General features: G+C 73.3%; 12 protein-coding genes. 6 read left to right on the top strand and 6 right to left on the bottom strand.

Going from position 1 to position 14,851, the window contains the following annotated elements; translation table 11 throughout:
• Nucleotides 1-4: 4 nt before the first annotated feature.
• The 3 genes from EKO23_RS02285 to EKO23_RS02275 all read right to left on the bottom strand — a co-directional run bounded on the left by EKO23_RS02285 (nt 5) and on the right by EKO23_RS02275 (nt 3,385).
• Nucleotides 5-1,297: a DUF1501 domain-containing protein gene (locus tag EKO23_RS02285; RefSeq protein ID WP_134713648.1), complete on the bottom strand. Its 1,293-nt coding sequence runs from the start codon at nt 1,295-1,297 to the stop codon at nt 5-7.
• Nucleotides 1,298-1,302: 5 nt separating this feature from the next.
• A complete protein-coding gene (locus tag EKO23_RS02280; RefSeq protein WP_134713646.1) occupies nt 1,303-2,763 on the bottom strand; it encodes a DUF1800 domain-containing protein in 1,461 nt (486 codons plus the stop codon).
• Nucleotides 2,764-2,899: 136 nt separating this feature from the next.
• Entirely contained in the window at nt 2,900-3,385 is a 486-nt protein-coding gene (locus EKO23_RS02275; RefSeq protein WP_134713644.1) for a glutathione peroxidase, read from the bottom strand.
• Between the two features lie 230 nt (nt 3,386-3,615).
• Between EKO23_RS02275 and EKO23_RS02270 the strand changes: the two genes are divergently transcribed.
• On the top strand, nt 3,616-6,372 hold the full coding sequence (locus EKO23_RS02270; protein WP_217702409.1) for a DEAD/DEAH box helicase: 2,757 nt from the start codon (nt 3,616-3,618) through the stop codon (nt 6,370-6,372).
• Between the two features lie 20 nt (nt 6,373-6,392).
• Nucleotides 6,393-7,079 (top strand): SWIM zinc finger family protein, encoded by a 687-nt coding sequence (locus EKO23_RS02265; protein WP_134713642.1) that lies wholly within the window; start codon nt 6,393-6,395, stop codon nt 7,077-7,079.
• A gap of 113 nt (nt 7,080-7,192) precedes the next feature.
• On the opposite strand, the gene EKO23_RS02260 is transcribed toward EKO23_RS02265, so the two are convergent.
• Nucleotides 7,193-8,275 (bottom strand): LLM class flavin-dependent oxidoreductase, encoded by a 1,083-nt coding sequence (locus EKO23_RS02260; protein WP_134713640.1) that lies wholly within the window; start codon nt 8,273-8,275, stop codon nt 7,193-7,195.
• A 123-nt stretch (nt 8,276-8,398) separates the two neighbouring features.
• Here EKO23_RS02260 and EKO23_RS02255 point away from each other — a divergent pair, with 123 nt between their 5' ends.
• The gene (locus EKO23_RS02255; RefSeq protein WP_134713638.1) at nt 8,399-8,956 is read left to right on the top strand and encodes an NADPH-dependent FMN reductase; all 558 of its coding nucleotides are present in this window, start codon (nt 8,399-8,401) and stop codon (nt 8,954-8,956) included.
• Nucleotides 8,957-9,055: 99 nt separating this feature from the next.
• On the opposite strand, the gene EKO23_RS02250 is transcribed toward EKO23_RS02255, so the two are convergent.
• Nucleotides 9,056-9,640, bottom strand: coding sequence for a class I SAM-dependent methyltransferase (locus EKO23_RS02250; protein WP_134713636.1), 585 nt, complete (start codon nt 9,638-9,640; stop codon nt 9,056-9,058).
• Nucleotides 9,641-9,730: 90 nt separating this feature from the next.
• Complete coding sequence (locus EKO23_RS02245) at nt 9,731-10,297, bottom strand: SACE_7040 family transcriptional regulator (RefSeq protein WP_134713634.1); 567 nt, start codon at nt 10,295-10,297, stop codon at nt 9,731-9,733.
• A gap of 129 nt (nt 10,298-10,426) precedes the next feature.
• Between EKO23_RS02245 and EKO23_RS02240 the strand changes: the two genes are divergently transcribed.
• Genes EKO23_RS02240 through EKO23_RS02230 form a run of 3 tightly spaced genes read left to right on the top strand, consistent with a single transcriptional unit; the run spans nt 10,427 to nt 14,839 of the window.
• A complete protein-coding gene (locus EKO23_RS02240; RefSeq protein WP_281280839.1) occupies nt 10,427-12,055 on the top strand; it encodes a carboxyl transferase domain-containing protein in 1,629 nt (542 codons plus the stop codon).
• A gap of 40 nt (nt 12,056-12,095) precedes the next feature.
• A complete protein-coding gene (locus EKO23_RS02235; RefSeq protein WP_134713632.1) occupies nt 12,096-13,949 on the top strand; it encodes an acetyl/propionyl/methylcrotonyl-CoA carboxylase subunit alpha in 1,854 nt (617 codons plus the stop codon).
• A complete protein-coding gene (locus EKO23_RS02230; protein ID WP_134713630.1) occupies nt 13,946-14,839 on the top strand; it encodes a hydroxymethylglutaryl-CoA lyase in 894 nt (297 codons plus the stop codon). The genes EKO23_RS02235 and EKO23_RS02230 overlap by 4 nt, the downstream gene beginning before the upstream one ends.
• Nucleotides 14,840-14,851 lie beyond the last annotated feature (12 nt).

Here is a 14,851-nt window from a genome sequence, read left to right as displayed (position 1 = left end):
GCGATCACGACATCGCCCCCACGGTCTCGGGCACGAACCCGGGGAACACGGTTGCCTTGCTGCCGGAGACCTCGGGGAACCGCGACGCCAGCACCTCCCACAGCACGCTGCGGAAGTCCTGCCGGATCGCCAGGTCGCCGTCGTTCAGGTCGTTCAGGTGGGCCCACTGGCCGCGTACGCCGCCGCCGTTGACGCCGGCCCCGAGCAGCAGCATGGCGTTGCCGTAGCCGTGGTCGACGCCGTGGTCGCCGTTCTCCTGCACGCGGCGGCCGAACTCGCTGATCGTCACCACCGTCACCCGCGACGCGGCCGCGCCGAGGTCGGTGAAGAACGCCGCCAGCGCGCCGGCGAGATGGGTGACCTGGTCGGCCATCCAGCCGCTGTCGGGCTGCCCGAGCCCGTTGTGCATGTCCCAGTTGCCGTAGTCGACGGTGACCATCCGGGTTCCGACGTCGGCGCGGATCAGGGCCGCCGTGTTCGCGAGCACCTCGCGCAGCGGGCCGGCGGGGTAGGCCGTGGGGTGCACGACGTCGTCGGCGGAGGCCACCAGCGGGGCGAGCCGCTCGGCGGTGGCGAGGGTGGCCCGCACCGAGCTGCCCAGCGGCGTGGAGGTGCGCGCCCACATCTGCCCGAGCGACGTACGCCGGATCGCGGCGTCGTCGTTGGCCAGCGTGGGGACGCTGAGGTCCTGCACGCGGCGTACGCCGAGCGCCGGGGCCGGCCCGACCAGCGACGTGGGCAACAGGGCCGAGCCGAGCTGGACCGCGCCCTCGGGCTGCGCGGACGCGTCGAGACCGACCACCCGGTTGATCCACCCGACCCGCCCCGACGAGCCCGGGTCGGCGTCCTCGACCTCGATCATCGCGTCGAAGTGGCTGCGGTTGGGGGCGGGCAGGCCGACCGCGTGCACCGCGCCGAAGGTGCCGGCGTTCCACATCGGCAGCAGGGGTGCGAAGGCCGGGTGCAGGCCGAAGTTGGTGTCACCGCCGATCAGCGTGGCCTCGGGAACGACGATGCCGGGCCGCGCGGCGGCGAGGAGGTCGTGGTCGGCGCCACGGGGCACCACCATCGATAGCCCGTCGGAGCCGCCGCGCAGGCTGACCACGACGACGACGTTGCCGCCGGGCGCCGCGCCGTACGCCACCTGTCGCCAGGCGTCGTCGAACAGCTGCCCGGCGGTGAGCACGCCCGCCCCGGCAACCGTGGTCGCGAGGAACCGGCGCCGGCTCAGCGTGAAGTCGGGGCAGCCGCAGGACTCGCCGGAGCCGTCCGCGGGTGTGGGGAGGTCGGGAGTCATGGCGGTCACCGGGTGAGGTGGTGGGGGGAGTCGAGCAGGGAGACCACGATGGTGGGCAGCGTCCAGTAGCGCTGCGCCTCCTCCGCGGTGACGCGACGGGAGAGGCTCCAGCCGAGGGCGGTCGCGATGCCCTGGCTGACCGCGGCCGACGGCGCCTGGCCGATCACCTTGACCGCGACGTGGTCGATGACGGCCTCCAGCGTCGCCGGCAGCGCCGGCAGCAGCGCGGCCGGCTTCCGGAAGACCGCCTCGTCCCGAGGCCACCAGCCGAACGCCAGGGTGCGGTGCACCTCGAGGCTGTTGAGGATCCGGCCGCTGCTGATCCAGGCGCCGTTGACCTCCGGGAACCCGTTCGGCGCCGGCCAGTCGAACGGCGCCTGTCCGGCGTCCCGGTAGTGCCAGTGCATGGCGTTGGCGAAGGAGTCGCCGTCCACCGGCTTGCCCAGGCTGATCCCGAGCGCGCGTACAGTCGCGACGTAGTCGTCGAGCGGGGTGCGGACCTTGGCGCCGGCGGAGGCGAGGAACTCGGGGTGGTCGACCATCGCGAGCAGGGTCGGCCGGACCGCGGTGTTGTTGCGGCGGTAGGCACGGGCCACGGTGGCGACCAGCCCCGCGGACGGGGTGTCGCTCACGAACCGGACGCACAGCCGGCGGGCGATGCGGTTGGCGGTGGCCGGGTGGTGCGCGAGGTACTTGAGGTACGCCGTGGTGGCAGCGCGGCCGTCGGCATTGCTGTTCGCGTGCTGGAAGCCCATCACCCTGATGGGCCCGGTCCAGTGCCAGCTGGGGTCGTAGAAGGTCTGGAAGGCCGGCCACCAGACGTCCGAGCGGTAGCCGGTGAGGATCCGGCTGGAGCTCTTCACGTCGGTCTCGGTGTAGCCGGCGTCGACGCCGACGGTGTGCAGCTCGAGCAGCTCCCGGCCGAGGTTCTCGTTGGGCGCCTGCTTGCTGGAGGTGGCGTTGTCGAGGAACAACCCCATCGCCGGATGGGTCGTGGCGTGCAGCAGCAGCCGCTCGAAGCTGGTCAGCGCGTAGGTGCGGATCATGCGGTCGTAGGAGACCCGGTGGTACGCCGCGAGGTCGTCGCCGAGCGGCACGTGCAGCAGGTTCGACCAGAACTCGACCATCAGCTCCTGCACTTGCCGGGTGCTGTGGATCCGGCGGCACACCGTCCACCGGCTGAGGTCGGCCATCACGTCCCAGGAGCCCTGCACGTCGTCCTGCTCGCGCTGGAAGATCTGGGCCGGGGTGAGCTTCAGCGACGGGAACCAGGTGTTGACCTGGTCCCCCTTGGTGTCGGTGACCCGGGCCGGGTAGAGCTGCTGGGAGAACCACCGGCGGCCCCCGCCGGCGCGCGTGATCTGGGAGGCAAGGGTGGGGGTGATGCCTCCCGAGAAGCGACGCGCGAAGTGACGGCCGGCCCGGGGAAGCACGGCCGTCGACGCGGCGGGGGCGGCGGGTGACATGCGGTCGACGGTAGGTGAGATGGTGACCGGTTGTTACCAATTTGTGGAAATGGGAACAGCAGGGTGACAGGACCGGTCGTCGGTCCAGACCACGCGCCCGCGGGAGGGCGCCGTCGTCCAGCGTCGAAGGAGACAGCTAGAGCAGGCCCTTGATCGCGTCGACGACGCGCGGGTCGTCGGGGGTGACGGTCGGCGAGAACCGGGCGACCGGCTTGCCGTCCGAGGCGAGCAGGAACTTCTCGAAGTTCCACCGGATGTCGCCGGACTCGCCCTCCTCGTCGGGGGTGTCGACCAGCTGCTGGTAGAGCTCGTGGCGCCCGTCGCCGTTGACCGCGACCTTCTCGGTCATCGGGAACGTCACGCCGTAGGTGGCGGAGCAGAACTCGGCGATCTCCTCGCTGCTCCCGGGCTCCTGGCCGCCGAACTGGTTGCACGGCAGGCCGACGACGGTGAAGCCGTGGTCCGCGTACTGCTCGTGGAGCCGCTCCAGCGCGGTGTACTGCGGCGTCAGCCCGCACTTCGAGGCGACGTTGACCAGCAGCGCCGGGCGTTCTCCGGTGAGCTCGCCGAGGGTGGCGGCCGTGCCGTCGAGGCGGGCGATCGGCACGTCGTGGATGCTCATGCCGCGAGCCTAGCCAGCCGGTCCAGACGGGCCGTACGCCGCCACCCCGGGACGGGCCCCGGCGCCACCGGCCGCCGTGGTGCGCAGTGCCCCCGCCGTCGTGCCGCCCTGCCGCCGTCGTGCCGCCGTCGTGCCGCCGTCGTGCCGCCGCGGTGCTGCTGCCGTGGGAACGTCTCGTCGGTGCCGCGCGTTAGCGTCGGGTCAGCACCCGCCCGACCGGAAGGCACGCGTTGAGCTTCGTTCCCGTCACCGGACCGGCCACCTTCGAGGCGGTCGAGCCCGCGAGGGACAGCGTCGTGGTGTTCAGCGACGACCACCGCACGGTCAGCCTGCCGATGCGGGCCGCGCTGCCGGTGCTCACGCGCGCGCACCGACGCGACGACGTCCACCCGAGCGTGGCGCTGCTGGCCGGGGCGGTGCTGCTCGCGATGCGGCTGGTCGCGGCCGGCCGGCTGGAGCCCGACCGCTCGGGCTGGCGGATCGCCGACCTCGGGCCCGACGACCAGGACCGCCTCGACCGCCTGGTCGAGGCCCGCGGCGGCACGGATGAGCCGGAGTCCGCGGCACTCGTGCGGTCGGTGATGGACGCGGTCGCCGACACCCTGCCCCGGTCGGCCCCCGCGGCCGGCTCCCTGGTCGCCCGCCGGCCCCCGGTCCGCCGGACCGCCGCGCCGACGGTGCCCGGCCGGACGGCGCCTGCCCGGTCCCGGGCTGCCGACCCCGCCTTCGCCGAGCGCCTCGCCGAGCGGCTGGCCCGGCACACCGGCCCGGGCCGCGGCCCCGACGACCGTCCGCACCTGGTCACCCTGTCGCTGCGGGTGGAGGCCGACGAGGGCGAGCTGGTCGGCGGCGCGGTTCGGCTGGTGCTCCAGGTCCACGACGAGCGCAACCCGCTGCACGTCGCCGACGCCGCGGTGCTCTGGGCCGAGTCCGGCGCGGACGCCTCCCACGGGTTCGGCGACCGGGCCCGCACCCATGCCACCATCGCCCTGCGCAGCGCGGCCGGGGCCTGGCCGGTGCTCGACCGGCTGCTCGAGCTGCGGGTGCCCGACGAGATCGCGCTCGACTCCGAGGAGCTCGCCGACCTGCTGGAGCACGGGCTCCCGGCGCTCCGCGAGCGCGGCGTCGACGTGCTGTGGCCGCGCAGCCTGGGTCGCGACCTGACCGCGGTCACCGTGCTCCGTCCCGGCTCCGGGGAGCGCGAGGAGCCGCTGGTCGAGGGGCTGTTCGGGCCGGACTCGATGTTCTCGTTCTCCTGGCAGCTCGCCCTGCACGGCGACCCGCTGACCGAGGACGAGATGGACCAGCTGGCATCGGCTACCGGGCCGATCGTCCGGCTGCGCGACAATTGGATGGTCGTCGACCCCGTGATGGCCCGGCGGGCGCGCAAGCGGCTGGTCCGCACCGCGAAGCCCGCCCAGGCGCTGGCCGCCACCCTCACCGGCGTGGTCACCGTCGAGGACGTCGACGAGCAGGTCGTGGTCGGCGCGACGCTGGAGAAGGTCCGCCAGCGGGTCGTCACGGCGGCCACCCGCGAGCCGGTGCCGGTTCCCGCCACGCTGGCCGCTAGCCTGCGCGACTACCAGCGGCACGGGTTGACATGGCTGGCCGAGCTCACCGGTCTCGGGCTCGGCGCCTGCCTGGCCGACGACATGGGCCTCGGCAAGACGATCACGCTGATCGCGCTGCACCTGCACCGGACCGCGCATGACCCGGACGCCGGACCCGTGCTGGTGGTCTGCCCGGCGTCGCTGCTCGGCAACTGGGAGGACGAGGTCGCCCGGTTCGCTCCCGGAGTCCCGGTCCGGCGCTTCCACGGCACGCAGCGCGACCTGGCCGGGCTGACCCGGGGCTTCGTGCTGACGACGTACGGCACGATGCGGCGTGACGCCGACCTGCTCGCCGGTGTCCCGTGGGACCTCGTCGTCGCCGACGAGGCGCAGCACGTGAAGAACCCCCGCGCCTCGACCGCCACCGCGCTGCGCCGGATCGACGCCCGGGCCCGGGTCGCGCTCACCGGCACCCCGGTCGAGAACAACCTGACCGAGCTCTGGGCGATCCTCGACTGGGCGATCCCCGGGCTGCTCGGCTCGCGCAACGCCTTCCGCCGGGTCTGGGCGGCGCCGATCGAGGCCGGCGTCGACCCGGCCAAGGCGCGGCAGTTCGCCGACCTGATCTCGCCGTTCCTGCTGCGCCGGCGCAAGTCCGACCCGGGGGTGGCCCCCGAGCTGCCCGCGAAGACCGAGACCGACCACCGGCTCGGGCTGACCCGCGAGCAGGTGGTGCTCTACGAGACCGTCGTGCGCGAGTCGATGGAGCGCATCGAGCGGGCCGACGAGCACGCCCGCCGCGGTCTGGTGCTGGCGTTGCTGACCTCGCTCAAGCAGATCTGCAACCACCCGGCGCACTACCTCAAGCAGGCCAACCCGCGGCTGGGCGGCCGCTCGGAGAAGCTCGAGCTGGTCGACGAGCTGCTGGCCACCGTGCTGGCGGAGGGTGGCGCCGCGCTGGTGTTCACCCAGTACGTCGCGATGGCCCGGCTGCTCCAGGCGCACCTCGCGCGCACCGGCATCCCCTGCCAGCTCCTGCACGGCGGCACCCCGGTCCGCGAGCGCGAGGCGATGGTGCGGCGGTTCCAGGCGGCCAGAGGTGAGCAGAGGGTGCCGGTGTTCCTGCTCTCGCTCAAGGCTGGCGGCACCGGCCTCAACCTGACTTCCGCCGACCACGTCGTCCACTTCGACCGCTGGTGGAACCCCGCCGTCGAGGACCAGGCCACCGACCGCGCCTACCGGATCGGGCAGACCCGCCCGGTCCAGGTGCACCGCCTGGTCACCCGCGGCACGATCGAGGAGAAGGTCGCCGAGCTGCTCACCCGCAAGCGCGCCCTGGCCGACGCCGTGCTCGGACGGGGCGAGGCCGCACTGACCGAGCTGAGCGACGACGAGCTGCGCGACCTGGTCACCCTGCGGCCGGGAGCGACCTCCTGACCGCGGTCACGCACCCGCGGATGCCGGCCCGCCGCGGCGGCGTCCGGGTCGGGTCGTGGTGGGCGAAGGCGTGGCTGCGTGCGGTGGAGGAGGCGGCGTACGCCGAGGCGGACCTGCGGGCCGGCCGCACCCTGGCCCGGGCCGGGTCGGTCGGGGCGCTGACCGTCGGTCCCGGCGCGGTGGTGGCGGCGGTGATCGAGGGCGACGACGCATGGCCGGTGCAGGTGACAGTCCCGCGGCTGCCGCGCGAGGCGGTGGCCACGTTCGTGGAGCTGGTGGCCGCCGAGGCCGGCCGGATCGCCGAGCTGCTCGCCGGCGACCTGCCGCACAGCCTGGTCGAGCACGCCGACGAGGCCGGAGTCGAGCTGCTCCCGTACGGCGGCGAGCTGGCCACCGAGTGCGGCTGCCAGGCCTGGGCCCAGCCCTGTCGACACGCGGTCGCGGTGCTGACCCAGGTCGGCTGGCTGGTCGACGGTGACCCGCTGGTGCTGGTCCTGCTGCGCGGCCTGCCCCGCGAGGACCTGCTCTCCGCCCTGCACGCCCGCGACAGCCAGCGGGTCCGCGAGCGCGAGCCCGACCTCCCGCCGGACGAGGCGGCCGACCTCGACGCGGCGTACGACGCGGCGGTGCGCGCCGCCCGGCTGCTCGAGGTGGTCGCCCGCGCCGAGGCCGAGGGCCACGACGCCGACATCGACCACCTCCTCTAGCCGACCGGTCAGGTCTTGCGCGCCGAGCGGCCAGGAATTGCGCGCCGCCCGCACGACCGTCGCCGGTGGACCGGCACGACCTGGCCTCTCGGCGGACCGGAGCTGGCCTGTCGTCAGGCGATCACGGGGTCGGCGGCGAGCAGCTCGCGCACCCGGGGCACCACTTCGGTGCCGTACAGCCGGATCGACTCCAGGCGCTGGGCGTGCGGCAGCGTGCCGACGGCGTACTTCAGCTGGAACCGGGAGAGCCCGAGCGCTCGGACCGCCCAGGCGATCTTCCGCGCGACCGTCTCCGGCGAGCCGACGAACAAGGACCCGGTCGGGGCGGCGCCGTCCTCGAACTGCTCGGGCGTGTACGGACCCCACCCGCGCTCGGCGCCGATCTTCGTGAACGCCGCGGCCTGGTGCGGGTACATCTGCTCGCGCGCGAGCTCGTCGGTCGCGGCGACGTGGCCGGGGCTGTGCATCGACACCGGGCGGGTCCCGTGGTGGTAGTAGTCCAGCGCCCGGTGGTAGAGGTCGACCAGCGGCCGGAACCGCTCCGGCGACCCGCCGATCACCGCGACCACCAGCGGCAGCCCGTGGCGGCCGGCCCGGACCACGGACTCGGGAGTCCCGCCGACGCCGACCCACGCGACCAGACCGTGCTCGGTGCGGGGGAACACCTCGATGCCCTCGACCGGCGGCCGCACGGTGCCCTCCCAGGTGACCGGCCGCTCCTCCAGGAGCTGGGCGAAGAGGTCGAGCTTCTCGTCGAAGAGCACCTCGTAGTCCTCCAGCGAGAGCCCGAACAGCGGGAAGGACTCGGTGAACGAGCCGCGGCCCAGGGTCACGTCGGCCCGGCCGCCCGAGACGGCGTCGAGGGTCGCGAACCGCTGGAACACCCTGATCGGGTCGTCGGAGCTGAGCACGGTCACCGAGGTGCCGAGCCGGATCCGTCGAGTCTGCCCGGCGATCGCCGCGAGCACGACGTCGGGCGCGCTCACCGCGAAGTCGGCGCGGTGGTGCTCGCCGATGCCGAAGAAGTCGAGGCCCACCTCGTCGGCCAGGACCCCCTCGGCGACCACCTGCCGGATCGCCTCGGCCTGGCTGACCGGGCCGCCGGTGGCGTCGAGCTCCAGGTCGCCGAAGGTGTCGAGACCGAACGTCGGGTGATCCCGCGTGCCCAGCACGCCGTACCGGCTGTCATCCGTCATGACCGCCGAACGTCCTGTCCGGGTCCGGCATTCCGCGCTTGATCGCGGGCCGCCGGACGGCGAGAGTCGGGGCAACCGGCCAGCCCCATGATCCAGCCCCAGCATCCAACCAGGAGGACCCGCGTGAGGATCGGCATCGTCATCGGCAGCACCCGCCCCGTCCGGAAGGGCGGCGCGGTCGGCGCGTGGGTGCACCGGATCGCGACGGAACGCGGCGACGCCGAGTTCGAGCTGGTCGACCTGCGCGACTACGGCCTGCGGCTGCTCGACGCCGAGGTGGTGCCCAGCGACGCGCACGGGGAGTACGCCGACGAGGCCACCCGCGCGTGGAGCCGCACCATCGGGTCGTTCGACGGGTTCGTGTTCGTCACCGCGGAGTACAACCACGGCGTCCCGGCCGCGCTGAAGAACGCCGTCGACGTGCTCTGGCCGGAGTGGGGCAACAAGGCAGTGGGCTTCGTCGGCTACGGCTTCGACGGCGCCACCCGCGCCGTGGAGCAGTGGCGGTCGATCGTGGCGGCGACGTTCATGGTCGCCGTACGCCCGCAGGTCGCGCTGCAGAACTTCGCCGACTTCGACGGTGACGACTTCCGGCCCCTCGACCGGCGCGAGCGCGAGCTGACCAGCCTGCTCGACCACGTCGTGCGGATGACCGAGGCGACCGCCAGCCTGCGCGGGTAGGGCGCAGGATTCCCCGGTTGACCGGGGAATCCTGCACATGACGGGCAGAATTCCGCCCGACAAGCGCAGGAGCTGCCCGTCCAGTCCGGGTACGGCGGGTCAGCCGGGGCGGCGGAAGACCGTGACCGCCCAGTCGGCGTCGTCGCCCCAGGGGGCCATTTGCCACGTGGCGAACCGGTGCTCGGGCAGCCAGCCCAGGGCCGACGCGTCCCGGTCGAGGGCGGCGACGGTGTAGTCGCGGTCGGTGGCGAAGCCGAGCACCACCCGGCCGCCGGGCACGACCACGCCGTCGAGGGCGCGCAGCACGCCGGCCTCGGTGCCGGCCTCCAGGAAGACCATCACGTTGCCGGCCAGCACCGCGAGGTCGAACGGACCGTCCTCGGCGCGCAGGTCGAGCAGGTCGCGGTGGACCAGGGGGAGGCCCGGGTACTGCTCGCGACCCGCGTCGATCAGCGTCCCGTCCGCGTCCGCCCCGAGCACGTCGTGCCCGCGCACCGCCAACGCAGCGGCGACCCGCCCGGTGCCGCAGCCGCCGTCGAGGATCCGGCTGCCGCGCTCGGCCATCGCGTCCACGAAGCGGGCCTCGCCGTCGATGTCCTGCCCGGCCGCGGCGAGCCTGGCGAAGTACGTCGCGTACGCCGCCCGCTCGGCCTCCGAGCGCTCCAGGAACCAGCGGGTGCTCATGCAGGATCCCCCGGGCGCGCGTGATTGCGGGTGGCGGTCATGCGTGGTCCCCGCGGAAGCGCGAGCGCAGCGAGTGGTACCGGGGGGTGTTCATGCGCTCTCCTCGCGCAGGCCGAGCGCCCGGGTGGCCATGTCGTGCAGCACCGCACGCATCGCGTCCTCGGGGAGGAAGGCGCTGTGCGGCGTCGAGTTCAGCAGACCGAACGCCGCGTGCGCCCGCACGTGTGCCTCGGTGTCGTCGAGCTCCGGCGAGAGCGACCGCAGCTGCGCGGCCCAGAGCGCGACGTACTTCCGTTGCAGGGTGCGCACCTTCTCCCGTGCCTCCACGGGCAGCGCGGCCCAGTCCCGGTCCTGCACGACGATCAGCGACTTGTTGGCCAGGGCGAAGGTGATGTGCCAGTCGACCAGCGCGTCCAGCGCGGCGGCGGGGTCGTCGGCCGCCTCGGCCCGCTCGGTGCCGACCGCGAGCAGCTCCTCGCTGATCGAGACGAGCATGGCAGCGAGCAGGGCGTCCTTGGACGGGAAGTGCTTGTAGAGCGCGGGTCCGCTCATGCCGCAGGCCGCACCCAGGTCGGCCACGGAGGTCCCGTGGAAGCCGCGCTCGGCGAAGAGGACGGCCGCGGTGGACAGGATCTGGTCGCGGCGGGAGGCTGGCACGAGCCCAAGAGTAGACGGCTTCGGTTAGCGATCGCTAACATCCGTGGTTAGCGATCGTTAACGTGATCGGCGACACCGACGCGCACCGTCGGGCCGTCGACAACCAGGCACACCACCCAGGGAGGCTGCGTGACCGCGACATCCGAGGAGACCGCGACGCAGGCGCGGCCCGGGCTCCGCGACATGGTCGACGACCTGCGGGCCCGCCTGGCAGCGGTACGCAACGACGGCGCCGGCGGCACCGAGTCCGCCCGCCGCAAGCACACCGACCGTGGCAAGCTGCTGGTCCGCGAGCGGGTCGACCGGCTGCTCGACCCGGGCAGCCCGTTCCTGGAGTTCAGCGCGCTGGCCGCCACCGGGATGTACGGCAAGCCCGGCGAGGAGAACGCCGTCCCCAGCGCCGGCATCGTGACCGGCCTGGGCCGGGTCAGCGGCCGGACCTGCGTGGTGATCGCCAACGACGCGACCGTGAAGGGCGGGACCTACTACCCGATCACGGTCAAGAAGCACCTGCGTGCGCAGGAGATCGCGCGCGCCAACAAGCTCCCCGTGATCTCGCTGGTCGACTCCGGCGGCGCCTTCCTGCCGCTGCAGGACGAGGTGTTCCCCGACCGCGACCACTTCGGTCGGATCTTCTACAACCAGGCCACCATGAGCGGCGAGGGCATCGCCCAGATCGCGGCGGTCATGGGCTCCTGCACCGCTGGCGGCGCCTACGTCCCGGCGATGTCGGACGAGACCGTGATCGTCAAGGAGCAGGGCACGATCTTCCTCGGCGGCCCGCCGCTGGTGAAGGCCGCGACCGGCGAGGTGGTCACCGCCGAGGAGCTCGGGGGCGGCGACGTGCACGCCCGCACCTCAGGCGTGGTCGACCACCTCGCGAACGACGACGCGCACGCGCTGGCGATCGTGCGCAGCATCGTGGACACGCTGCCGCCCGGTGGCGCGGCGGCAGGCACCACCCGGCTGCAGCCCGCGGGCGAGGTCGAGGAGCCGCACGAGGCCCCCGAGTCGTTGTACGACGTGGTGCCCGCCGACACCCGCACGCCGTACGACGTGCGCGAGGTGATCCGCCGGGTCGGGGACGGCAGCCGGTTCCACGAGTTCAAGAAGCTGTACGGCGAGACCCTGGTCTGCGGCTTCGCGAAGATCTGGGGCCACCCGGTCGGGATCCTCGCCAACAACGGCATCCTGTTCAGCGAGTCCGCGCTCAAGGGCGCCCACTTCATCGAGCTGTGCAACCAGCGCGGCGTACCCCTGGTGTTTCTGCAGAACATCACCGGCTTCATGGTCGGCCGGGAGTACGAGAACGGTGGCATCGCCAAGGACGGCGCCAAGCTGGTCACCGCCGTCGCGTGCAGCGTGGTCCCGAAGTTCACGGTCGTGATCGGCGGCTCGTTCGGTGCCGGCAACTACGGCATGTGCGGCCGCGCCTACGACCCGCGCTTCCTCTGGATGTGGCCCAACGCCCGGATCTCGGTGATGGGCGGCGAGCAGGCGGCGTCGGTGCTCGCGACCGTACGCCGCGACGGCATCGAGGCACGGGGGGAGTCTTGGTCCGCCGAGGACGAGGAGGCGTTCAAGGACCCGATCCGCGCGCAGTACGAGCACCAGGGGTCGCCGTACTACTCGACCGCCCGGCTCTGGGACGACGGCGTCATCGACCCGGCCGACACCCGGCGGGTGCTCGGCATGGGGCTCGCTGCTGCCGCCGAGGCGCCGGTCCCCGCCCCCTCCTACGGCATCTTCCGCATGTGATGGCCCGCGCCACCACCGACCGCCTTCAGGATGTGACGCAGTGATCCACTCGATCCTCATCGCCAACCGCGGCGAGATCGCGCTGCGCGTGATCCGCGCCTGCCGCTCGCTCGGCCTGCGCAGCGTCGCCCTGCACACCGACCTCGACCGCAGCGCGCCGCACGTGCTCGCGGCCGACGACTCCGTCCACGTCGGGAGCTACCTCGACATCGAGGCCGTGGTCGCAGCGGCGGTCGCGTCCGGAGCCGACGCGATCCACCCCGGCTACGGGTTCCTGTCCGAGCGCTCGGCGTTCGCGAGCGCGGTGGAGGCCGCCGGGATCACCCTGGTCGGCCCGTCCGCCGAGGTGATGGACAAGATGGGCCGCAAGGACGCCGCCCGCGAGATCGCGATCGCCGCGGGCGTGCCGGTGGTGCCGCGTGGCGACGACGCCGGCTTCCCGGTGCTGGTGAAGGCCGCGGCCGGCGGTGGCGGCAAGGGCATGCGCATCGTCCGCTCCGCCGAGGAGTACGACGAGGCGGTCGCGGCCGCGCAGCGCGAGGCGGCGTCGGCGTTCGGCGACGACACGATGCTGGTCGAGAAGTACGTCGAGCACGGGCGCCACATCGAGGTGCAGGTGATGGCCGACGCCCACGGCAACGTCGTCCACCTCTTCGAGCGCGACTGCTCCACCCAGCGCCGGCACCAGAAGGTCCTGGAGGAGGCGCCGGCGCCGACGATCACCGACGAGACCCGCACGCTGGTGACCGGGTCGGCGGTCGCGCTGGCCCGGCACGTGGGCTACCGCAACGCCGGCACCGTCGAGTTCCTGCTCGACACCGACACCGGCGAGGCGTACTTCCTCGAGATGAACACCCGCCTCCAGGTCGAGCACCCGGTCACCGAGCTGGTCACCGGCATCGACCTGGTCGAGGTGCAGCTGAAGGTCGCGGCCGGGGAGCCGCTGCCGTTCACCCAGGACGACGTGACCGTGACCGGCCACGCGATCGAGGCCCGGGTCTACGCCGAGGACTCCTTCGGCGGCTTCCTCCCGCAGGCCGGCACCACCTCGATCGTGCGCTGGCCGGAGCGGGCCCGGGTCGACCACGCGCTGGAGAGCGGCCAGGTGGTCAGCACGGCGTACGACCCCATGCTGGGCAAGGTGATAGTGCACGGTCCCGACCGCGAGGCGGCCCGCCGGGCACTGGTGGCGGCGCTCGACGACACCGCGATCCTGGGCCTCACCACCAACGCCGGCTTCCTGCGGGCGCTGGCCGCCAGCGACGAGTTCCGCGACGCGACCATCGACACCGCGTGGCTCGACCACGCCACGGTCCCGGCGCCGTCGCCCGACCTGGCCCGGGTGTTCGTCGCCTGGGTGCAGGCGATGCTGGTCGCCGTCGTCGACGCCGGCCACCCCTTCCAGAACGACGGATGGCGGGGCGCTGCCGACCCGGCCCCGACCGTGGTCGAGCTCGACGAGACCGTGCTGGTCGACCGGCACCGCGGCCGGGTCGGGGACCACGCCGTGCGCCAGCTGTCCGCGGAGAGCCACCTGGCGGTGCTCGAGATCGACGGTCGCCGTGAGCAGGCGGTGGTCAACGTCCAGCCGCACATCGCGGAGGTCGTGCACCGCGGCCAGCGGTTCGTGTTCGACCGGCCCGACGTGTTCGGCGACCACGCGGTCGACGCCGGCGACGGCGTGATCCTGGCCCCGATGCCGGGCACCGTGCTCGACGTCCGGGTCGAGAAGGGGCAGGCGGTGTCCGAGGGCGACGTGCTCGGCGTGATGGAGGCGATGAAGATGGAGCTGGCGCTCAAGGCACCGTTCGACGGGACCGTCGAGCAGGTCGGCCCCACGGCCGGCGAGCAGGTCGCGCTCGGCGCCCTGCTGTTCGAGGTGGTGCAGGGATGAGCCTTCCCGAGAGGGTGACGATCTGGGAGGTCGGTCCCCGTGACGGCCTCCAGAACGAGTCCGCGCTGGTCCCCACCGCGACCAAGGTCGCGTTCATCCGTCGGCTGGTCGCCGCCGGGCTACCGGTCGTCGAGGCGACCTCGTTCGTGCACCCGACATGGGTGCCCCAGCTCGCCGACGCCGCCGAGGTGATGGCCGAGCTCGGCGACGAGGGCCGCGGGATGCCGGTCCTCGTGCCCAACGAGCGCGGCCTCGACCGGGCCCTCGAGCTCGGGCTGGAGCACGTCGCGATCTTCGGCAGCGCCACCGAGACCTTCGCGCAGCGCAACCTCAACCGCGGCCTCGACGAGCAGTTCGCGATGTTCGAGCCGACCGTGCGGCGGGCGCGCGAGGCCGGGCTCGACGTACGCGCCTACGTCTCGATGTGCTTCGGCGACCCGTGGGAGGGCGACGTGCCGATCCCGCAGGTGGTCGAGGTGGGCAAGCGGCTCTTCGACCTCGGCGCCAGCCAGCTCAGCCTCGGCGACACCATCGGGGTCGGCACCGCCGGCCACGTCAAGGAGCTGCTGCAGGCGTTCGCCGCCGCCGGGATGACCACCGACCAGCTCGCGGTCCACTTCCACGACACCTACGGACAGGCGCTGGCCAACGCGTACGCCGCGCTCGAGGAGGGCATCACGACGTTCGACGCGAGCGCCGGCGGCCTCGGTGGCTGCCCGTACGCCGAGAGCGCGACCGGCAACCTGGCCACCGAGGACCTGGTCTGGATGCTCAACGGCCTCGGCATCGACAACGGCGTCGACCTCGACGCGCTGGTCGGCACCAGCGTCTGGATGGCCGGCGAGCTCGGGCGCCCCAGCCCCTCACGGGTGGTCACCGCCCTCGCCTGAGGCACAATGCGG

Origin of the sequence: Nocardioides guangzhouensis (genome assembly GCF_004519545.1) — a bacterium.
Lineage (GTDB): Bacteria > Actinomycetota > Actinomycetes > Propionibacteriales > Nocardioidaceae > Nocardioides > Nocardioides guangzhouensis.
This window is presented reverse-complemented; position numbering and strand designations above follow the sequence as displayed.